The sequence below is a fragment of the Streptomyces sp. NPDC088554 genome, assembly GCF_044752945.1.
Classification (GTDB): domain Bacteria; phylum Actinomycetota; class Actinomycetes; order Streptomycetales; family Streptomycetaceae; genus Streptomyces.
The window spans coordinates 1-20,458 of sequence record NZ_JBIVMF010000050.1 but is presented as its reverse complement, the minus strand read 5'-3'; the positions used below and the strand labels follow the sequence as shown (position 1 = coordinate 20,458).

The following is a 20,458-nucleotide window of genomic DNA, read 5'->3' as shown; positions in this document are numbered from 1 at the left end:
AACAACCGACGCCGACACTCCCGCCTCGGACACCGCAGCCCGATCACCTACGAAACAGCCACCAGAACAACACCAACTACGCCGACAACAGCCACATAACCCGTGTCCAGAATCCGGGGTCAAGGCCCATGGAGCCCACTCTTGATCGACACCCGGGTTTGGCCGGACCTCGCCACCGCCCGCGCAGAGGTCTTCGCGTTCATCGGGACCTTCTATAACCGTAGGCGTTTATGCAGCACCCCGAGTGGGGCTATCTCACGCCACTCGAGATCCGCCAGTGGCGCCAGCAAGGTCCCACCATCGCGGCGTAGATGGAGAGTGTCCGAGCGCAGGGTGGTACTTCATTGAAGTTGTGGATCACATCCCGGACCCGGTCTGCAACACCAGCACGGCGGAGGTCGGCTGGCCGCTGTGCGCGGCGAGGGTGGTCACCAGCCGTGACGTATCACTTTTGGATCGGCCAGCGGCCCCATGCGGCTCCTCACCTGACCTCCAAGCGAGCAATCCTCACCCAGCCGTCGGCTCCAGCCCGTCACCACGGCGGCGTAGCGCCGCATCCCTGAGCGCCCCAACGGCAGGGCAGTACCAGCCGGGTTGCTACAGCGGCTCGTCAGTTTGAATCCCGGGCGATCCCCATCCACCACGTGATGGCGCATGAGTGCAAATCGGCCAAGCGGACGCAGGTGCGCGGGTTCCACGTTCGGGGTCTGGGTGCTGTGAGAGGCTGGCTCGTATGAACCGGTTGGCTGATGTGACCTCGCCTTATCTGCTTCAGCACGCTGACAATCCGGTCGACTGGTGGCCCTGGGGGCCGGAGGCTTTCGAGGAAGCGCGACGGCGCAATGTACCCGTTCTGCTATCGGTTGGCTACGCAGCGTGTCACTGGTGTCACGTGATGGCCCACGAGAGCTTCGAGGACGCCACCACCGCCAAGTACATGAATGCCCACTTCGTCAACGTCAAGGTCGACCGCGAGGAGCGGCCCGATATCGACGCTGTCTACATGGAGGCCGTGCAGGCGGCGACCGGGCAGGGTGGGTGGCCCATGACGGTGTTCCTGACGGCGGACGCGGAGCCGTTCTACTTCGGTACGTACTTCCCGCCCGAACCCCGGCACGGCATGGCCTCCTTTCCGCAGGTCCTGGAGGGTGTCAGTGCCGCCTGGACCGATCGGCGCGAGGAGGTCGCGGAGGTTGCCGCGCGGATCGTGGGTGAGCTGGCCGGGCGGTCGTTGGCCCATGGGGCGGACGGGGTGCCCGGGGAGGGGGAGCTGGCGCAGGCGCTGCTCGGGCTGACCCGGGAGTACGACGCGCGGCGGGGCGGGTTCGGTGGGGCGCCCAAGTTCCCGCCGTCGATGGCGGTCGAGTTCCTGCTGCGTCACCATGCTCGTACCGGCGCCGAGGGCGCGCTCCAGATGGCGGCGGACACCTGCGAGGCCATGGCCAGGGGCGGGATCTACGACCAGTTGGGCGGCGGTTTCGCGCGCTACTCGGTGGATCGCGACTGGGTCGTGCCCCACTTCGAGAAGATGCTCTACGACAACGCGCTGCTGTGCCGGGTGTACGCGCATCTGTGGCGGGCCACCGGCTCCGATCTGGCCCGGCGGGTCGCGATCGAGACCGCCGACTTCCTGGTACGTGAACTGCGCACCCCCGAGGGCGGGTTCGCCTCCGCGCTCGACGCGGACAGTGAGGACGGTGCCGGACGGCACGTCGAGGGCGCTTACTACGTGTGGACGCCGGACCGGCTGCGCGAGGTGCTGGGGGAGGCGGACGGCGAGTTCGCGGCCCGGTACTACGGGGTGACCGAGGAGGGGACGTTCGAGGAGGGCGCCTCCGTCCTACAACTCCCGCTCGGCGAGGGACTGGTGGACGCGGCGCGCGTCGAGTCCGTACGGGCCCGGCTGCTCGCGGCCCGCGAGGAGCGGGCGCGGCCCGGCCGGGACGACAAGATCGTGGCCGCGTGGAACGGCCTCGCCATCGCCGCGCTGGCCGAGACCGGCGCGTACTTCGACCGCCCCGATCTGGTGGAGCGGGCCACGGAGGCCGCCGATCTGCTCGTACGGGTGCATCTGGACGACGGGGCGCGGCTCGCCCGTACCTCGAAGGACGGCAGGGCCGGCGTGAACGCGGGGGTGCTGGAGGACTACGGCGATGTCGCGGAGGGGTTTCTCGCACTGGCGGGTGTGACCGGCGAAGGAGTTTGGCTGGAATTCGCCGGGTTCTTGCTGGACATTGTGCTCGATCAGTTCGTCGCGGAGGGCGGTGGAGCGTTGTACGACACCGCCCACGACGCCGAACAGTTGATCCGACGACCACAGGATCCGATGGACAACGCGACCCCGTCCGGCTGGACCGCTGCCGCCGGAGCGCTGCTCTCGTACGCCGCGCACACCGGCTCGGAGGCCCATCGCACCGCGGCCGAAAACGCGCTGGGGGTCGTGAAGGCGCTGGGGCCCCGGGCGCCCCGGCACATCGGGTGGGGGCTGGCGGTGGCCGAGGCGCTGCTCGACGGGCCGCGCGAGATCGCCGTGGTGGGGGCCGCGGGCGACGAGAAGACGGCTGAGCTGCACCGTACGGCTCTGCTGGCGACCGTCCCCGGCGCGGTGGTCGCGGTCGGCGCACCCGGCGGCGACGAGTTCCCGTTGCTGAGGGACCGTCCGACGGTCGGGGGAGAAGCGGCCGCCTATGTCTGCCGGCGTTTCGTATGCACCGCTCCGACCGGCGAAGTTTCCGAACTGAAGCGCGAGTTGAATGTGTTCGATTAGTTCGAGTGGAGGATGGCTGATTTATGACGGGTAGTGAATCGGCCTGAAACGCAGTATTCACCCAAACGGCCCCCCGGTTGTCACAGGTCCCCTTTATCGTCGTCACGAGGAATCAAGGGGTGCGCGCAATGACCGGCGCGCACCGGGGGATGACGGGTGAGCCGGCGGCCAGGGGGGCCTTGCCGCGGCTCGCCCTGGCCGAGGGGGGCCATTTGTTCACGTCCGTGCTCGTTGCTGCCATTTCACTGGCGCTCTTCTGGATGGCCGCGTTCACGCTCTGGTGGCAGATGCACGCGTGGCGTACACCGGAGACGCTGGCCGCCACCAGATTCGATCCGCCCGACGGCGGCCGGGAGGGCTCCTTCTCGCTCCTCCTGCCCGCCCGGCACGAACAGGCCGTGCTGGAGCACACCATCGAGCGGCTGCTCGAATCCAGCCACACCAGCTTCGAGATCATCGTCATCGTCGGACACGACGACCCGGAGACCGCCGAAGTCGCGGAGCGGGCCGCCGTCCGCTCCCCCGACCGGGTCCGCGTCGTCGTCGACACCCACGAGGCGAAGAACAAACCCAAGGCGCTCAACACCGCCCTGCCGTACTGCACGGGCGAGGTCGTCGGGGTCTTCGACGCGGAGGACCAGGTCCACCCCGAGCTGCTCACCCATGTCGACCACGCCTTCCGCTCCACCGGCGCCGATGTCGTCCAGGGCGGCGTCCAGCTCATCAACTTCCACTCCAGCTGGTACAGCCTGCGCAACTGCCTGGAGTACTTCTTCTGGTTCCGCAGCAGGCTCCATCTGCACGCCCAGAAGGGCTTCATCCCGCTCGGCGGCAACACTGTCTTCGTACGGACCGATGTCCTGCGCGAGGCCGGCGGCTGGGACCAGAACTGCCTGGCCGAGGACTGTGACCTGGGCGTCCGGCTCTCCAGCGTCGGCAAGAAGGTCGTCGTCGCGTACGACTCCGACATGGTGACCCGCGAGGAGACCCCCGATTCGCTGATGTCGCTGCTCAAGCAGCGCACCCGGTGGAACCAGGGCTTCCTTCAGGTCTACCGCAAGAACGACTGGCGGCAGCTGCCCACGCGCGGACAGCGGATGCTCGCCCGCTACACCCTGATGACGCCGTTCCTCCAGGCGTTCACCGGGCTGATCATCCCGCTCAACGTATGCGTCGCGCTGTTCCTCGACGTACCCGTGACCGTCGCCTTCATCACCTTCCTGCCGCTCGTCACCGCCACGGTCACCTTCGTCTTCGAGGTCGTCGGGCTCCATGACTTCGGCAAGCAGTACGGCCTGCGGGTCCGGCTCCCGCACTATCTCAAGCTCGTCATCGGCGGCCCCTTCTACCAGGTGTTCCTCGCCGGAGCGGCCATCCGCGCCGTCTGGCGTGAGCACCGGGGCCGCAGCGACTGGGAGCTGACCAGCCATGTCGGCGCGCATCTCACCCGAGAGGACGTCCACGCGTGACCTCCACCCTCCCCGCGGTGACGACGGAACCGGCCGACGACGCCCGGCCGAGACCCGCCATCCCCGTGCAGCGCGGCCCTGGACCGGACGGTACGGAGGGCCCCGGGGGGCCCGGGAAGACCGCGCTCACCGCCCGCCCCGTCATACGTTTCCGCGGCTCCCGCGCCGATCTGATCCTCTGTGGCGTGCTCCTGGTCGCGATCATGATCGTCCAGGGCTGGAACATCCAGCACTACCCGACCCTCAGCGACGACGAGGGCACCTACCTCGCCCAGGCATGGGCGGTGCAGGAGGGCCGCGGGCTCGCCCACTACACGTACTGGTACGACCATCCGCCGCTCGGCTGGATACAGATCGCGTTCCTGACCTGGCTGCCCTCGCTCCTCGCGCCCGACTCCATGACCGTCGCCTCGATGCGCGTGGTGATGCTGCTGGTCAGCGCCGCCAGCGCGGTCCTCGTCTACGTACTGGCCAGGCGGCTGTGGCTGCCGCGCTGGGCGGCGGGTCTGGCGATGCTCCTGTTCGGGCTCTCGCCGCTCTCCGTGGTGCTCCAGCGGGAGATCTTCCTCGACAACATCGCGGTGATGTGGACGCTGCTCGCGTTCTGCCTGGCCGCCTCGCCCAACCGGCATCTGTGGCACCACTTCGCGGCCGGCCTCGCCGCCGCCGTCGGGGTGCTCACCAAGGAGACGATGCTGGTCGTCCTCCCCGCCCTGCTGGTCACGATGTGGCGCCACAGCCACCGTGATACCCGGAAGTTCGCGCTGACCGGCGCCATCACCGCCTGTGTGCTGATCGGTCTGTCCTACCCGCTGTTCGCCCTGCTCAAGGGCGAGATGGTGTCGGGCGGCGGCCATGTCTCCCTCTGGGACGGCATCACGTACCAGATGAGCCGCCCCGGCTCCGGCTTCGTCCTCGACCAGGGCACCGGTTCGTACGGAGTCCTCCAGTCCTGGCTGTACTACGACCGGATCCTGCCGCTCGGCGGTATCGCGGGCGCCGTCCTGCTGATCGCCACCCTGCGCTGGTCCGTCACCGCGCGGGCGCTCGCCGGGCCCGCGCTCGCCGTGCTGATCCTCACCGCCGTGGCCCTGCGCCCGTCCGGCTATCTGCCCGCGATGTACGTCATCCAGGGGCTGCCCTTCCTCGCCCTGGTCCTGGCGGGCGGCGCGGCCAGCGTCACCCACGCCGTCCTGCGCAAAGGGCGCCGCCCCGGGGAGCCCCGGAAGGTGACCGCCGTGCGCTGGACCGCGCTGGCGGCCCTCGCGGCGACCGCCGCCGTACTCGCCGTACCGAAGTGGTACGACGGCAACCGCACCGCCCTCACCGCCGACGCCAACGCCCCCTACCGGGCGGCGGCCTCCTGGATGGCGAAGGAGGTTCCCGATCCCGCCGGGGCCCGGGTGCTGGTGGACGACGCCCTCTGGCTGGACCTGGTGCACGCCGGGTACGAACCGGGGCTCGGCGTCATCTGGTTCTACAAGGCGGACCTCGACCCGGCCGTCACCAAGACCCTGCCGGACGGCTGGCGCGACCTCGACTACGTCGTCGCGTCCCCGACCGTCCGGCGCGACGCGCGCGACCTGCCCACGGTGCGGGACGCGCTCACACACTCGAACACCGTCGCCGTCTTCGGCGAGGGCGAGGACCGGATCGAGATCCGGCGGATCGTGGGAGGCGATGAGCGATGAGCGAACTACCTTCCCTCGGGGCCGGGGAGCCGGGGCCGGGAAACGGCCGGAACCATCCGGGGATTCCGGGGCTCCCGGGGATTCCGGGGCCCGTGGGCCTTCCCGAGCTGGAGTCGGGGGCCGTCGCCGAGCCCGGGGCCGTCACCGTCATCATCCCGACCTTCAACGAGTCGGGGAACGTACGGGAGCTGCTCCGCCAGCTCACCGAAGCCGTCCCCGCCAGGCTGCCCTGCGAGGTCCTCTTCGTCGACGACTCGACGGACGACACACCCGCCGTGATCGCCTCCGCCGCGCAGGACTGCCCGTTCCCCGTCAATGTGATCCACCGCGACACGCCCGAGGGCGGACTCGGCGGGGCGGTCGTCGAGGGACTCAAGGCGGCCGGTTCGGAGTGGATCGTCGTCATGGACGCCGACCTCCAGCATCCGCCCGCGCTCGTACCCGACCTCGTCGAGGCCGGTGAGCGGGCGTCCGCCGATCTCGTCGTGGCCAGCCGCTACATCGACGGCGGCAGCCGCGCCGGACTGGCCGGCGGCTACCGCGTCGCTGTCTCGCGCGCCGCGACCTGGCTGGCCAAGGCCGTCTTCCCACGCGGACTGCGCGGGATGAGCGACCCGATGAGCGGCTTCTTCGCCATCCGCCGCTCCGCCGTCACCGCCGACGCGCTGCGCCCCCTCGGCTACAAGATCCTGCTGGAGCTGGCCGTCCGGTGCGGGCCGGGCCGCCCCGCCGAGGTGCCGTTCGTCTTCCGCGACAGGTTCGCGGGCGAGTCGAAGTCCTCGGCCAAGGAGGGGCTGCGCTTCCTGCGCCACCTGGTGGAGCTGCGGACCGCCGCCCCGGCCGCCCGGATGGTGGCCTTCGGACTGATCGGGCTCTCCGGCTTCGTACCGAACCTGCTGGCGCTGTACGGGCTGACGGGCGCCGGGATGCACTATCTGCCGGCCGAGGTGCTGGCCAACCAGTTCGGGGTGGTGTGGAACTTCCTCCTGATCGAGGCGCTGCTCTTCCGCAACCGCCGGGCGCACCGGCACTGGGCGGACCGGATGACCCGGTTCGCGCTGCTGGCCAACGCCGATCTGCTGCTGCGGATACCCCTGATCGCGCTGTTCGTGTCGCAGTTCGGGATGGGGGCGATGTCCGCGACGGTGTGCGGGCTGCTGGCGACGTTCGTGCTGCGGTTCGCGGGGACGGAGGCGCTGGTGTATCTGCCGAAGCGGAAGTCTCTTATGGACAAGCCGACTTCGGTGGTCCGCCGGGGCGGCGGGGCGCCGGGGGAGCGTATCGGGGCGGGGATCGAGAGCGAGGCGGTCCGGTGAGACGTCCCAGGAGGACCCGCACCCGCGTCTCCCGCCGTACGGCCCTCCTCGCTGTCACGGCCCTCACCGGCGGCCTGCTCCTCGGCGCCCGGACCCCGGCGGTCGCCGGGGTGAACCTCATCAAGAACGCCGGGTTCGAGACGGCGGGCACGGGCGCCGACGGCATGCCGTACTGCTGGGAGCGGTCCGGCTGGGGGGACAACGACTTCACGTTCGATGTCGTCGCCGACGCGCACTCCGGTACGAAGGCGCTCAAGGTCGAGCTGACCCGGCGGGTCGACGGCGACCGAAAGGCGCTGGTCACGGAGTCGGCGGCGTGTGCGCCCGGGGTGTCGACGGGGCTCCAGTACGACCTGTCGCTCTGGTACAAGTCGACCACCCCGGACGCGTCCGTCACCCTCTTCCGCCATGACACCACGACGGGCTGGCAGTACTGGACCGACCTCAAGACCCTTGACCTGAGCGCCGGTTACCAGAAGGCGGAGGTCCGTACCCCCGCCGTCCCGCCCGGCACCGACCGGATCAGCTGGGGTGTGTCGGTGTACGGCACAGGCAGTGTGACCACCGACGACTACGTGATGGAGGAGGTCGCCCCGCCCCCCGTCGACCCGGTGTGCACGGGCACGGCGCAGGAGTGCGCGGACGGCAGATGGGACGTACTGCCGACGGACAACCCGGTGCGCTCGATGCACTCGGTGGTGCTCAACAACGGCAAGGTCCTGCTGATCGCGGGCTCGGGGAACGACACCGACATGTTCGAGGCGGGGACGTTCACCTCCGCCGTGTACGACCCGGCGAACGGTTCGTACCGTACGATCCCGACCCCCGACGACATGTTCTGCTCGGGCCATGTCCAGCTGTCGGACGGCCGGGTCCTGGTGATGAGCGGCAACAAGGGCTATCCGTCCGCGGACGGCACGGTCGGCTACCAGGGCTACAAGGACTCGTACGTCTTCGACCCGGCCACCGAGACGTACAGCAGGACCAATGACATGAACGACGGGCACTGGTACCCGTCGGCCACGATCATGGGCAACGGCGACGTGATGTCCTTCGGCGGACTGCGCGAGGACTCCAGCGGCTCGGTGACGGCGGAGCGCTGGTCGGCGACCGAGAACAGGTGGCTGCCGCTCTGGCAGGTCAACCAGACCTGGTCGTACTGGGGTCTGTACCCGTCGATGATCCTCATGCAGGACGGCCGGCTCTTCTACTCGGGCAGCCATGTCTTCGGCAACGGCACGCCCGGCACGGGCTCCTCGATCTACGACTACGACGCCAACACCGTCACGGATGTCCCCGGGCTCCAGAACAAGGACGAGCGCGACCAGTCCGCGAGCGTCCTGCTGCCGCCCGCCCAGGACCAGCGGGTGCTGACGATCGGCGGCGGCAACATCGACTCCAACCCGGCGGCGAACAGACTGACCGACCTGATCGACCTGAAACAGCCCAACCCGTCATACGTACACGGGCCGTTGCTCCCCCAGGGCACCGTGGACCTGGGTGCGGGACCGCAGCCGCAGACCGGCGCGCAGGGCAAGATGTACGGTTCCGCCGTGCTGCTCCCGGACGGCAAGGTCCTGGAGACGGGCGGCGCGCTCCACAACCGCGCCAACCCGGTGTACGAGTCGTCGATCTTCGACCCCGCGACCGACACCTTCGACCCGGTGGCCCCCGACCCCGAGGCCCGTGGCTACCACTCCTCGGCGTTCCTGCTGCCGGACGGCCGCGTGATGACGACGGGCGACAACCCGGGCAACGGCACCTGGAACCACCACGTCTCCCTCTACACCCCGCCGTACCTCCTCAAGGGGCCGCGCCCGCGGATCACTTCGCTCATCGACAACCAGTGGCTGTACGGCGACACGCAGCGCATCACCGTCGACCGTCCCATCGCCAAGGCCGAGCTGATCCGCCCGGCGGCCGTCACCCACTCCTCCGACCCCAACCAGCGCTTCGTGGACCTGCCGCTCTCCGTGGACGGCGACAACATCGACCTGAACGTCACGAGCAACCCCAACCTGGCCCCGCCCGGCTGGTACATGCTCTTCGCGGTCGACGCCAACGGCGTCCCCTCGATCGCCGAATGGGTCCACCTGGGCGGCCCGCCGGCCCTGGCGGCCGAGGCGATGGACTCCGCCCACATCCACGACTTCGCGGGCGACCTGGCCAGGCCCGCCAAAACCCCGGGCAAGAAACGCGCCTCCACCCCGGTCTCCCCGCAGATCGCCGGCTGCGACCGCCACTACGGCTCGGCCAACGTCTGCGTCCCCACGGTCTTCCCAGCCACCCTCCCCACCACCAAAGCCCGCTGCGCCTGGCTGGCCACCCATGAATACGGCCGTCTGAAGGTCAACGGCAAGGACGACCCCCTGCGCCTGGACCCGAACGGCGACGGGGTGGCCTGCGGCAGGGGGGACGTACGGAAGCGCTGACGTACGCGGACGGTGTCCGGCCCTGGGGTCGGGGGCGGACACCGTTTCGGGGCCCTTGTTGTGTGGCTGGGAACGCAACCAGCCACACAACAACCGGGCCGCTCTCCGCACATCTCGCCCGGACGCGCCCCGGCCCCGGCCCTTACGGCCTGGCCCGCTCGGACAGCTCCGCCCAGATGACCTTGCCCGGACCGTTCCGTTCACCGACGCCCCACGCGTCCGCGAGCGCGTCCACGATGACGAGCCCTCTGCCGTCGACGGCCTCGGGATCGTGCGCCCGTTGTCGCGGTCGCTCGGCCGACGCGTCGTGCACCTCGATACGGAGCCCGCCCCCGGGACGTACCGCGTACCGCGTCTCGATCTCCCGCCCCTGCGACACCCGGGCGTGCCGGGCGGCGTTGGTGACCAGCTCGGACAGGATCAGCAACGCGGAATCCTCCAGCGCCGACATCCCCCACAGGGCCAACGCCTTCCGCAACTCCAGCCGCGCCAGCCCCACACAGCTCGGATGCCGACTCCACCGCAGTACGACGGGGCGGCTGCCGCTGCTCTGGCTGTCCTCCATCAGGCCACCCCCGCATCCTGCGAGGCGGACCACAACTCCCGCCGCCGCGCGGCACGTTCCCACCGCTCGAACTCGGCCCGCCCGCACGGCCCTGGCAACACGGGCCGTGCGGCCACCGCGAAGACCACCACGGACCGGCGCCCGGGGGGTGCCGCGCACGGCACCACAGGGGACCGATGGCGCCACGCGCCGGGGAAGACGAGTCGCACCAGCGACCCGAAGAGACAGACGATAAAATCCACTTGTTGACGCTCCTTCACAGCGTTGGCCACGCCCCCGGACCGCCCTTCACGCGGTCGCGGGGGTTTTGCGCGCAGTGGCTCCGCCCACCACGGGTTGCACCCAACGTGATTGACTCACCACGATGGGCAACTGGAAACAGAGTGCTCCCACAAGGATCCTTAGCGCAACCAAGCCCAACAGAAAATGTTCCAAGATTGCCCGATCGAACCACTCCGGGTGAATCGCCAGTGCGAAGGGTCAAACTCATGGCCGAACCACGGCCAACTATCCGACGGCGTCGGCTCGCTGCCACGCTCGTCAGGCTCCGGGAAGCAGCAGGCAAGTCGCCGGAGGAAGCCGCCGACCGCATCGGCTGTCATCGCTCGAAGATCAGCCGCATCGAGAACGCGCGCTTGGGCATGTCCCTGGGTGAACTGCGCGACCTGCTCATGTTCTACGAGGTCGAGGATCCGAGGTTCGTCGAGGACTTGCTCAGCCTCGCCCGGCGGGGCGGTGAGCGGGGCTGGACCCGGAACCTTGGGGCGACGCTTCCCTCGTACGCCGACCACATCGACTACGAACAGACGGCGGATTACATCCGCTCGTACCAACCGCTCCTGATCGCGGGGCTGTTCCAGACCCCGGACTACGCCCGCACCCTCTACCGGGCCAACCCCGAGATGCTCAGCAGCAAGCGCGTGGACGTGTTCGTGGACACGCGGATGCACCGCCAGGAAGTCCTGGAGCGTGACGAACCGCCGCGTATCTGTGTCATCGAAGGCGAAGCCGCCCTGCGGAGCCAGGTGGGCGGCAAGGAGGTGATGGGACCACAACTCGACCATCTCCTGGACCTCGCGGAGCGCCCCAGCATCGAGATCCAGGTACTGCCGCTCGGCACGGGCGCCCATGTAGGGCTGATCGGAGCCTTCGTCATGTTCGGCTTCCCCACACCCGCCTTCTCCGACGTGGTGTGCATCGAACACGTCACGGGGACCCTCCACATGGAAACCCCCGAAGAGACCCGCTCCTATACGCTCGCCTTCGATACGCTGCGATCAGCCGCGCTGGGACCTGCTGCCAGCCTCGACCTGATCCGCCAGGTCAGGCGCGAGCTGTAACCGAAAGAAGCCGAGGTGTATATCGTGCTTGCCTCCGAACTCGACAATGTCATATGGCGCAAGAGCAGCTACAGCGGTGGCGGCTCCGGTGGCGGCGACTGTATTGAGATAGCCGACCGCACGGAAGTTCGCGTCATACGTGACAGCAAGAATCCGCACCGTGCAGTTCTTGTCTTTCCGGCGGATAATTGGTCTTCGTTCATCGGTGCGGTAAAACGCGGGACTCTCTTTGAATGATCCGTTGAATCTGAACCCCGAGAGTCGGGCTCTCGGGGCGGCGCTGTTAGAACTGGAGATATGATTCGATTTACCTGAAAATTTCCATCGGCTTTGATTTCTCTCGACCGGTCGATCGTTCATCCGCTCCGCTTGGCCTAGTCATCTATTCTATGATCCCCCTCTTGTCCTTCTTATTCAAATCCAAGCAGATTTATTTATTTGTGGTTTGATTGAATCGGTGAAGGCCGGTGCGCTCTCAAGTGCACTCCGCAGGTGCGATCGCACGCCTCCGGTATCGGCCTTACTCAAGAGGATTGCAGGAAAGCTGAGTCCGGATATCCTGCGGTGTCTACCGACTTGGAAACGTCGAGCTGTGACCAAAAAGCGATCATTATATCGTTGTAGGCGCGGGATTTGCTCAGGCCGTCCGGTCTTCCGGTGGCGAAGATCTCGCGCGCCGAAATCCCGATGATGATGTCCGAGCGTGCGCAAGAATAGCTCCCGGGTTTCTGAACCCAAGGCCGACTGGACTTGATCTCGAATCTTCATTGATTCCATAGCAAGTGAGAGGCTTCCAGAATTTATTTTTTCAAGGACGGCTCTCCACCTTGTAAGGGAAACCGATAGAGGTTTCTCGCCCAGTTCTGGATATGTGTGCGCCGGACATCCTTCTTTCGGGTATATGATGCAAATCGCCGCGTCCGGGTATTCCAGATCTGCCAAAATCGAATCTAACCTCGATCATCGGGACGGTCAGCCGAAACGGCGACGGCCCACCACCCTGCGCCGCCCTTGTCCACTGACGTGGCCGTCGACTACTGCCGTTGGACAGCACTGGAGCCCCGACAGGCGTCACCTGTCGGGGCTCCAGATTTGCCGGAAGAAAAAGGCGCCACCTATATAGCCACCGCGAGGCGGTGCGCTCGCAGTCTCGCGGCACCGCACCGGATCACGTTCTCCGCCGATCCGAAATCGAGAATGGAGATGGTGTCCCGCCAGGTGGTGTAGGGGATCAAGTGGCCGGAATCCGCACGTCAGTGGCGGTGGCCCCACCCTGTCGGGCGTCCAACCCGCCTCACCGGGACGCTTCGTGGGCCGCCGCATCCACAGAGATCACCGTGGGCCTCGAACCGGAACGCGTAGCGATTGATCCTCTACACCACGTCGTGGGACACGACCAGAATGGAAGCCCTAGCTATTCAGACCCCAGCATCAGGGCATCTCTGCCAAGCTCATAGATTTCGATCGCGGCTGGGGAATGATCCATGAACTCCTCCCAGAAACCCGGAACTTGCCAGGCAGTAGGAGCCATTGTGAGCGATCCGTCCCACTCAGTGGATACCGTCCACGATGGATGCACCTCTGAGTCGACTACTTCGAAGAGTCGCGAGTCAAAGAGGGGCGGAAGTTCGCCTCTACGGAACTCGATCCTGAAGTAGTTCGGTCCTTCCGTCTGGCAGTACGCCTCAAGGACCACGTACACCCGCCCCTGACGCAGGGCATCCGCCCCCTGACGAACACTCTGCTCGTGACCTTCGACGCCGGTGAACTTCACTTTCACGGGGCGCTCCCTCTGCGGTTCATGACGGCCTTGTAGTCGAAGTCGTACATGACCTCGCCCGAAACTCGGTTCATGTAGTAGTGCACTTGATAATCACCGTACGGGCTTTTATTCGTCTCGGTGCTGTACTTGCCCCATTGTGAAGCACCTCCGCGTTCTGCGAATCGAGCTTGAAGTTCCTTGTTCCCCATTTTCGTTCCAGGCATCGCCAACCTGGAACCGGAGATCGCATCAGGCGTTAGTTGGCCACTCCCAGTGAAAGGCGAGTTCGCCGACTCGAGCCGCAATTTTTGCGCGAGCTTCTCACCTTGGAGAGATCCGGATGGGACATCGCAGTTGCTGTTGTGAACAAGTATCGGAGTCTCGCCCGCCAGCACATGGTACGTGTGCTACGCGACCCCTCTCTATCTGCGTATTCGCAGATCAGTGGTGGTTTCGGGTTCCGCTGGTGTCCGTGGTTGTGCGGGGGAATCCGTGGGTGTTGCCGTCGCTACTGCCGTCAGGGAGTCCGGGGCCGTTACTCCCGGGCAGGGGGACTTTACTGCCGCGCTCCGGGCTCGGCACGGAGTATGGCGCGGATGGTCTGCTCGTAGTGCTGGTGGCCGGTTCGGGCGCAGTGTTGGGCGATCCAGCGGGTCAGCTCGTCCGGGGTGTGGAGGGTGCCAGATTCGGCGCCGCAGTTGTGTTCTTCGCCGGTGACGCAGAGCGCCTCATAGGCGGGCAGTGCTATGAGGTCGGCGGCGGTGGTCACGTGGTACTCGCGGAACCGGTAGCGCCCACGCGTGGCGTCCTGGCCGGGTGCGGCGGTAGTTGCCGGGTCAGGCATCGTCGGCTGCTTCGTCCGGATCGGGGATGCGCCGGCTGCGGGAGTCGGCGACCCGGAGGGCGTCGGTGGGGGCTTCGGGCAGTCGGCAGGCGATCCAGCGGTACTCGGTGCTCGAGACCTCGACGGCGCCCCGATCGAAGGGTCCACCCTCACACGGCACTTCAACACCCTGCTCCGCCAGGCCAGGATCCGCCGCATCCGCTTCCACGACCTCCAGCACTCGACCGCGGCCCTGCTCCTCGAACAGGGCGTCGAACTCGTCATCAAGGAGCTCCTCGGCACGCCCACATCGGCGTCACCGCCGACGTCTGCGCCCACGTCCGACTCCGCCTCCAACGCCAAGCCATCGACACCCTCGGAGGCGTCCTCACATCAACCGACGACAACCCCGACAACCCATCCGTCACAGCCGTCGTCCGCTGACGTTGCCGTCACCGTTGCCGTCAAACAGCCGAAGTGCCCCGCCGGAATCAATCCGGCGGGGCACTTTGTTGATGAAATGCGCGGTCTTTCACGACCCCCTATGAGATCAAGGGGTCGTGGTCGACACCAATTCCCTCATCCGGACAAGGAAAGGCATACCTTCCCTTTCGGCGCGCATCGCAACATCACGGAACAGGAGCTTCTTGTCAGACTCATCAGCACCAGACAGGAGGGCAATATCCCGCACTTGCTGCCCGTAGTGAGTCATCAACCTGTCCCACGAAACGTCGCCTTCGGCGCCTGGACGTTCGGCCTCGCCTTCCGCCCAAACAGAATCAACCTCAAGAGCGCCAATAACGGCATTGAATGCGCCACTTCGCGATTCTTCGAGGTAGGAGCGCAACGCCAGAGTCGCGGCAGAAATTGACTCCACAGTCAAAGCTTGCGCGAGGCCAAATTCATCAACCGTGTTGATCGACTCAAGGTCTGACTCTGCACTCCTGATCGCAGCCTCAAGCCTGGGAGCAAGTTCGATGGCAGAGGCGCCCGGCCTGGCGCGCAGAACTCGCCACGCCCCCACCAGGCCATCGTGAACCAATCCGTATCCTTCCAGCTCAGCGTGGGCCTCGCTGTACGCCTGATAGACGGGAAGAGTCCGGTGGGCTGCGGCCAGAGAGAGCACGAAGACTCTCTCCAGGGCCAGCTCGCCACACGCTGCCTCGATCCGGCCAATCTCTTCCTTTGTGAGCATTTGCACCCCTTCCGATGCCGCCACGATCGAGAGTTACCTTACGCCGGGCGGAAGCCAGAGAGCGGTCCTAGGGCTCACAAGTGTCGCACCCTGGTTTGTCAGGAACTGAGAACAAGCAGGACAGAAAGGCCTACTGGCTGCAATCCCACCAGGACTAAGACCTAGGTGCTGAGCTGCAGTTACTAGCTTCACTTCAGCATGCGCACCATTACTCATCGATATAGCCAATTCTCCAGCGTCAAGAGAATCAGCCCTTTGGATCAGAGTGAGGTTACTCCTCGCTCCAACAGCAGACAGATCAATGCCTCCACCAACGCCGTCGGCGTGCAACACCCCGGTAGTCCTGTACCGCTGGCCGCCTGACGGAATCAGAGAATGCAAGTCGTCGGCCCTATCGGTCAGATGACCTAGGTCGGCAGCCCCGCCGCCGCAGTTGTGTACCAGAACCGGCGTCGCCCCCGCCAGCACATAGTACGTGTGCTACGCGACCCCTCTCCACCTGCTTTTTCGCAGGTCAACGGTGGTTTGACGGTCCGTCGATGTCCGTGGATGTGCGCTGAAGTCCGTGGTTGTTGCCGTCGCTACTGCCGTCAGAGGTATAGACCAGTTGTGCTGTCATCGGCTGCGCGCGTGATCCTACTGCCACGCTCCGGGCTCGGCACGGACGATGGTGTGGGTGGTCTGCCGATAGGACTGGTGGCCGGTCTGCGCGCAGTGTCCGGCGATCCAGCGCGTCAGCTCATCGGGTGTGTGCAGCTCGCCGGACGCGGCAGCGCAGTCCTGTTCTTCGCCGGTGACGCAGAGCGCCTCGAAGGTCGGCAGCGCCAAGGGGTCCGGGTCGGTGGTCACGTTGTACTCGCGGAACCGGTAGCGGGTGGTCGTCCCCATCAGTGTGGTCCTTTGCCTCTATCTCGTCATCGGGTCTCGAAGGTCTACCGCCGTGGTGGTGTCGCGGACTTGGCCGTCAGTTGTGCTCGTCAGGTCGGGCACCCTCGGTCGCCTCCTGCGGGGCGGAGATGCGCTGCCCGCGTGAGTCCGCGATTCTGAGGGCATCCGACAGGGCCTCGGTCAGCCGGCAGGCCAGCCAGCGGTATTCGACGGCTGGCCGCACGAGCGTTCCAGGTGCCAGGACGCCTCGGGCGTACTCCAACAGTTCCTCACCCATGCCGATCTGCACCGTTTCGATGTCGTCGGCGAGGGTCGAGAGGTAGCCCCTGCCGTTGGTGCTCAGGTAGCAGGGGTTCCCGTCCGGGGTGGTCCAAGGGAGCAACCGAGGCCCCTCCCCTGCGGACTCCGCACTCCGATGAGGCAGGCGTTCCGCTCGGCTGCTGTTCTGGTTCATCGTGCCCGCCCGTGGTCGGCTCCGCTGTGGCTGTTGATCAGGGTCCCCTTTGGCGCGAACCTTGCGGAGTAGCCAGCGTGTCTGCCTCTGTGTCTGCCAAGCTGGCTTGGTGCGGGAGACGGTCGGGGAACTGGTCAGGCGGCTGCGTTTGGCGCGCGGTTGGAGTCAGCGGCGGCTGGCCGAGGCGCTGGCCGAGGCTGCTCCCGGGCGCGTTCCTCCGACGCGAAACGACGTGTCCCGCTGGGAGATCGGCACTCGGTCCCCCCGGGAGTGGCTGCCCTTCCTGGCGCTGGTGCTGGAGGTTCCCCGCGAGCTGCTGGAAGCGGCGAAGGTAGTCCAGCCCCCCGAGTCCGCGCCGCGCGTGTTGACCGTGGCCGACTTCCTGCCCGAGGGCGATCCGCTGTCCCCGTTGAGCGCCCGTACGGGCCGTCGGATCGGTGCCGGGCAGGTTACCGACCTGGTCCACCGGGTGCACGGCCTGCGGCTGGCCGACGATGTGGTGTACGGGAAGGACTTAATCGCCCCGGCCCTGCGGGAACTGCGGGCGGCGGTCACGCTCTACCGCGAGGGCACCCATACCGAGCAGGTGGGCCGCGAACTGCTACGGGCGATTGGCGAGTTGGCGCAGATCGCCGGTTGGGTCGCATCCGACGCGGGCGAGCACGCCGAGGCGGAGCGGATCTACCGACTCGGGATCAGTGCCGCCCGTGGCGCCGGGGACGGCGTGCTGTCGGGGAACGTCGCGGGCTCGCTGGCCTACCAGTGGAGCAACACCGGACGGGCAACCGACGCGGTGGACCTGGCTGCCGCCGCAGTGGAGGAGGCTGGTCCCGATGCTCCGGCGAAAGCCCGCGCGCTGTACCTGGATCGGGTGGCCTGGGCGCACACTCGCGCCGGCCAGGACCGCCCTGCGATGAATGCCCTCGGGGAAGCCAGCGAGGCCCTGGCCCAGGACTCGGCCGGCACCGAGTCACCGTCGTACCTGTACTGGATGGACGCCGGGGAACTCCAGGCCATGGAGGCCCGCGTCTACACCGAGCTGCACCGGCCACTGCGTGCCGTACCGCTGCTGACGGACGTCCTGGGCCGTTACGACGCCAGTCACGCAAGGGAGTTGGCGCTGTACCTGTCCTGGCTGGCCGTGGCCTACGCCGACGCCAACGAGCCCGAGGCCGCAGCCAGGACCGCTGGCCGGATGCTCGCCCTGGGGCAGAGCGGCAGCGAACGCACCACCGAGCGCGCACGGATCGTGCTGGACCGGCTGCGAGCGTTCCGCGACGTTCCCGAAGTCGCCGAGCTGCTGGCGTCCTGATCGTCCCGATCGCGCGGGGCCGAGTTCGGATCTGCTGATTGCGGGCGTCTCGGTACTCGGCGGGCTTGCGCACGGTCTGGTCGCTCGGCACAGGAGCGGTCGGCGGGTCGGCGGGCAACTTGCCCTGCAGAGCCGAGGGCGGCGTCGGACACCGCCCTCGGCGGGCCCGGCGATGGAAACGGAGGGTCGGACCCCTGGCCGACCCTGCCAGCGATCCGACCGTAGGACGGTCGCAGGCGACAACTTGCTCCGCAAGGTGCAAGGAGTCCTTACCCCACAACTTGCTCCGGCTGGCCGGGGCTCGGGGTAAGCAACGCTTACCGCACAACTTGCTCCCGTCGGGCACCGGCCGAACCCGCCCACGACTCGGCTGCCCGCTGATCCTCGACACCCGCACGGACCTCGGGTGCTGGCCTGACTCTGGGTCGGTCGGCGACGTCGGGCCACCTCCAGCGGGCGGAGCCCGCCTTGAACCGCGTAGAGAAAATCTGGACGCACAGCTCCCTGGCGGTCCAGGGGCCGACGGGTCAGCGGCCTCGCTCGGTGCCGCCCGCTTCCAGGGCTTCGACGCGGGCACGCAGGGCGGTGAGCTGTTCGAGCGTCTTGGCCAGTGCCAACTCCAGTGCCTCGACGCGCGCCGCCGTCCCTCCGACGGGCGTGTTCCCCGCCTCCCCGTCACCTGAGTCACCGTCGGCGTCGGGGTGGGCGACGAAGGCGCCCTTGCCGGGGCGGGAGATCGCGTAGCCGTCCTGCTTCAGCAGGGCCATGGCCTTCTGCACGGACAGGCTGGAGGCCCCGTACTCCGCCATCAACACGGCCTGCGTCGGCAGCGCGTCCCCGGGCTTCAGCCCGCCGGAGCGGATCCGCTCCCGCAGGGCCTCGGCGATGACCTCGAACGTCAGCAGCACCGTGCCGCCCGCCGGTCTACGTCCCCGCCGCCCCACCGTCACCGCAGGTCACCCCGCCTTCTCTGCGCCTCTACCACCGAAATCCGGCCCGTCCAAAACGGAAGACCGGGGCCACAGTACCCGCGTCCCCACCGGCCACCGAAACAGATGAGGAGGGATGCACTTGAATGCGCGCTTGAAGCGATGCTACCTTCACGCACCGCTGGTGAACACCACCGCTGACCAGGCCAGACATCCCCGGCCCATCACCCGCGCCCGCCGTCACACGCACCGTTCCCACGTGCGCCGACCACCCGGGTCGCCCCTCAATCGCCTCTCCTCTTCTCCCGACTCCTGCCGGAGGTCTGTCCCCATGCCCGCACAGCTCCAACTCCCCACCCCCGCAACCACCTCCACTCCCGCCAGCACGGCGTTCGCCGCACCGGCGCTCACCACCAGCCCCGACACGTCCGCGAACAGGAACTCGGCCCTGGAACGCCGGGCGCGGTTGACCGCCAGGCTGGCCAAGCTCGCCGCCGCCGGACACCTCGCACCCCTGGCCCGGCAGATCGGCTCCCTGGGCGGCTGCGCCCGCCCGATCCGCATGACCGGACACCGCACCCGCCTGGACACCGCCACCGGCCAGATCCTCGACCACCTCGACACCCGCCACCTGCCCGCAGGCGAACTCCTGGTGCGCTGCGGCAACCGCCGCACCACCCGCTGCCCCGCCTGCTCCACCCTCTACCGCTACGACACCTACCAGCTCATCGCCGCCGGACTACGCGGCGGCAAGACCGTCCCCACCACCGTCGCCACCCACCCCCGCGTCTTCGCCACCCTCACCGCCCCCGGCTTCGGCCCCGTCCACAACCAACCCGGTACCGCCCCCTGCACCTGCGGCACCCGGCACGCCGACGGCGACCCGCTCCTCGGCACCCCGCTGAACCCGCAGCGGTACGACTACTGTCGGCGTACGGACTTAGCTCCCCAGTCGCGTACCTTTCTTCGTCCCCACCTGTCAGGCCACGTCTGTCTCGCGCTCGATGGCCTGGAGGCGGTTCTTGAGCCGGTAGCTGGGGCCGTTGATCGGGACGACTTCGCAGTGGTGCAGGAGGCGGTCGAGGATCGCGGTGGCGAGGACTTCGTCGCCGAAGACCTGGCCCCATTCGCTGAAGGTCTTGTTCGAGGTGAGGATGATCGAGCCCTTCTCGTAGCGCTTGGAGATCACCTGGAAGACCAGGTTCGCCTCGGCGCGTTCGAGCGGCTGGTAGCCGACCTCATCCACCACGAGAACGCTCGGCCGCAGATAGGAGCGGAGTTTGCTGGTCAACCGCCCTGCCGCTTCGGCGGCTTTGAGGTTGCGGACCATATCGTCGAGGCTGGTGAAGTAGATCGAGTAGCCGGCCCGGCAGGCGGCGACCGCCAGCGCGATCGCGATGTGGGTCTTGCCCACGCCGGGCGTTATCGCCGGTTCGTTCGCGAGCTGAGCATGTTGTTGCAGTTCAGGACGGTTCTTCGATCGATGGGACGTGGTCAGCAGGGGCCGATGGTTCG

At 67.4% G+C, this 20,458-nt stretch carries 17 protein-coding genes and 2 pseudogenes; 10 read left to right on the top strand and 9 right to left on the bottom strand.

Features of this window, described 5'->3' with window-relative positions; translation table 11 throughout:
* Window positions 1-733 precede the first annotated feature (733 nt).
* The 5 genes from ACIP8W_RS30900 (at window position 734) to ACIP8W_RS30880 (ending at window position 9,675) form a co-directional block, all read left to right on the top strand.
* Window positions 734-2,767 carry a thioredoxin domain-containing protein gene (locus tag ACIP8W_RS30900; protein WP_402147428.1) on the top strand — a complete coding sequence of 678 codons (2,034 nt, stop codon included), beginning with the start codon at window positions 734-736 and terminating at the stop codon, window positions 2,765-2,767.
* Between the two features lie 212 nt (window positions 2,768-2,979).
* The gene (locus ACIP8W_RS30895) at window positions 2,980-4,236 is read left to right on the top strand and encodes a glycosyltransferase (protein ID WP_401956221.1); all 1,257 of its coding nucleotides are present in this window, start codon (window positions 2,980-2,982) and stop codon (window positions 4,234-4,236) included.
* On the top strand, window positions 4,233-5,927 hold the full coding sequence (locus ACIP8W_RS30890) for an ArnT family glycosyltransferase (protein WP_402205675.1): 1,695 nt from the start codon (window positions 4,233-4,235) through the stop codon (window positions 5,925-5,927). The genes ACIP8W_RS30895 and ACIP8W_RS30890 overlap by 4 nt, the downstream gene beginning before the upstream one ends.
* 92 nt (window positions 5,928-6,019) lie before the next feature.
* Window positions 6,020-7,243: a glycosyltransferase gene (locus tag ACIP8W_RS30885; RefSeq protein ID WP_401956206.1), complete on the top strand. Its 1,224-nt coding sequence runs from the start codon at window positions 6,020-6,022 to the stop codon at window positions 7,241-7,243.
* Window positions 7,240-9,675, top strand: coding sequence for a galactose oxidase-like domain-containing protein (locus tag ACIP8W_RS30880; RefSeq protein WP_401956207.1), 2,436 nt, complete (start codon window positions 7,240-7,242; stop codon window positions 9,673-9,675). The genes ACIP8W_RS30885 and ACIP8W_RS30880 overlap by 4 nt, the downstream gene beginning before the upstream one ends.
* A gap of 142 nt (window positions 9,676-9,817) precedes the next feature.
* Here the strand turns inward: ACIP8W_RS30880 and ACIP8W_RS30875 are convergent, their stop codons facing one another.
* The gene (locus tag ACIP8W_RS30875) at window positions 9,818-10,240 is read right to left on the bottom strand and encodes an ATP-binding protein (protein ID WP_402205672.1); all 423 of its coding nucleotides are present in this window, start codon (window positions 10,238-10,240) and stop codon (window positions 9,818-9,820) included.
* Between the two features lie 488 nt (window positions 10,241-10,728).
* Between ACIP8W_RS30875 and ACIP8W_RS30870 the strand changes: the two genes are divergently transcribed.
* Both ACIP8W_RS30870 and ACIP8W_RS30865 read left to right on the top strand, forming a co-directional pair.
* On the top strand, window positions 10,729-11,580 hold the full coding sequence (locus ACIP8W_RS30870) for a helix-turn-helix domain-containing protein (protein ID WP_402205670.1): 852 nt from the start codon (window positions 10,729-10,731) through the stop codon (window positions 11,578-11,580).
* A 24-nt stretch (window positions 11,581-11,604) separates the two neighbouring features.
* Window positions 11,605-11,817 carry a DUF397 domain-containing protein gene (locus ACIP8W_RS30865; RefSeq protein WP_402205668.1) on the top strand — a complete coding sequence of 71 codons (213 nt, stop codon included), beginning with the start codon at window positions 11,605-11,607 and terminating at the stop codon, window positions 11,815-11,817.
* A gap of 1,177 nt (window positions 11,818-12,994) precedes the next feature.
* On the opposite strand, the gene ACIP8W_RS30860 is transcribed toward ACIP8W_RS30865, so the two are convergent.
* The 3 genes from ACIP8W_RS30860 to ACIP8W_RS30850 form a co-directional block, all read right to left on the bottom strand.
* Window positions 12,995-13,360: a hypothetical protein gene (locus ACIP8W_RS30860; RefSeq protein WP_402147408.1), complete on the bottom strand. Its 366-nt coding sequence runs from the start codon at window positions 13,358-13,360 to the stop codon at window positions 12,995-12,997.
* A gap of 538 nt (window positions 13,361-13,898) precedes the next feature.
* Entirely contained in the window at window positions 13,899-14,186 is a 288-nt protein-coding gene (locus ACIP8W_RS30855) for a hypothetical protein (RefSeq protein ID WP_402147441.1), read from the bottom strand.
* Window positions 14,179-14,406 (bottom strand): hypothetical protein, encoded by a 228-nt coding sequence (locus ACIP8W_RS30850; protein ID WP_402147439.1) that lies wholly within the window; start codon window positions 14,404-14,406, stop codon window positions 14,179-14,181. The genes ACIP8W_RS30855 and ACIP8W_RS30850 overlap by 8 nt, the downstream gene beginning before the upstream one ends.
* On the opposite strand from ACIP8W_RS30850, the pseudogene ACIP8W_RS30845 reads away from it, so the two are divergent.
* A pseudogene (locus ACIP8W_RS30845) lies at window positions 14,311-14,609 on the top strand (tyrosine-type recombinase/integrase); the annotation flags it as partial. The gene ACIP8W_RS30850 and the pseudogene ACIP8W_RS30845 overlap by 96 nt on opposite strands.
* A gap of 106 nt (window positions 14,610-14,715) precedes the next feature.
* Here ACIP8W_RS30845 and ACIP8W_RS30840 read toward each other — a convergent pair.
* From ACIP8W_RS30840 to ACIP8W_RS30830, 3 genes are all read right to left on the bottom strand, one after another.
* Window positions 14,716-15,384 (bottom strand): hypothetical protein, encoded by a 669-nt coding sequence (locus ACIP8W_RS30840; RefSeq protein WP_402147405.1) that lies wholly within the window; start codon window positions 15,382-15,384, stop codon window positions 14,716-14,718.
* A 612-nt stretch (window positions 15,385-15,996) separates the two neighbouring features.
* Window positions 15,997-16,248, bottom strand: coding sequence for a hypothetical protein (locus ACIP8W_RS30835; protein ID WP_280725360.1), 252 nt, complete (start codon window positions 16,246-16,248; stop codon window positions 15,997-15,999).
* A gap of 76 nt (window positions 16,249-16,324) precedes the next feature.
* Entirely contained in the window at window positions 16,325-16,630 is a 306-nt protein-coding gene (locus ACIP8W_RS30830; protein WP_402147402.1) for a hypothetical protein, read from the bottom strand.
* Window positions 16,631-16,811: 181 nt separating this feature from the next.
* Here ACIP8W_RS30830 and ACIP8W_RS30825 point away from each other — a divergent pair, with 181 nt between their 5' ends.
* Window positions 16,812-18,014: a transcriptional regulator gene (locus ACIP8W_RS30825; protein ID WP_402147400.1), complete on the top strand. Its 1,203-nt coding sequence runs from the start codon at window positions 16,812-16,814 to the stop codon at window positions 18,012-18,014.
* 527 nt (window positions 18,015-18,541) lie between these two features.
* Here ACIP8W_RS30825 and ACIP8W_RS30820 read toward each other — a convergent pair.
* On the bottom strand, window positions 18,542-18,964 hold the full coding sequence (locus tag ACIP8W_RS30820; protein ID WP_402147397.1) for a winged helix-turn-helix domain-containing protein: 423 nt from the start codon (window positions 18,962-18,964) through the stop codon (window positions 18,542-18,544).
* 115 nt (window positions 18,965-19,079) lie between these two features.
* On the opposite strand from ACIP8W_RS30820, the pseudogene ACIP8W_RS30815 reads away from it, so the two are divergent.
* Window positions 19,080-19,814: pseudogene (locus tag ACIP8W_RS30815) on the top strand (replication initiator); the annotation flags it as partial.
* Between the two features lie 108 nt (window positions 19,815-19,922).
* Here ACIP8W_RS30815 and ACIP8W_RS30810 read toward each other — a convergent pair.
* Window positions 19,923-20,458 (bottom strand): ATP-binding protein (locus ACIP8W_RS30810; RefSeq protein WP_402205665.1); only part of this gene is annotated, 536 nt, incomplete at its 5' end.

What these genes read in the sequence shown, in the direction of transcription:
- ACIP8W_RS30900 (WP_402147428.1), top strand. Translation starts at nt 734, where the DNA reads ATGAACCGGTTGGCTGATGTGACCTCGCCTTATCTGCTTCAGCACGCT.
- ACIP8W_RS30875 (WP_402205672.1), bottom strand. Translation starts at nt 10,240, where the DNA reads ATGGAGGACAGCCAGAGCAGCGGCAGCCGCCCCGTCGTACTGCGGTGG.
- ACIP8W_RS30870 (WP_402205670.1), top strand. Translation starts at nt 10,729, where the DNA reads ATGGCCGAACCACGGCCAACTATCCGACGGCGTCGGCTCGCTGCCACG.
- ACIP8W_RS30855 (WP_402147441.1), bottom strand. Translation starts at nt 14,186, where the DNA reads ATGCCTGACCCGGCAACTACCGCCGCACCCGGCCAGGACGCCACGCGT.
- ACIP8W_RS30835 (WP_280725360.1), bottom strand. Translation starts at nt 16,248, where the DNA reads ATGGGGACGACCACCCGCTACCGGTTCCGCGAGTACAACGTGACCACC.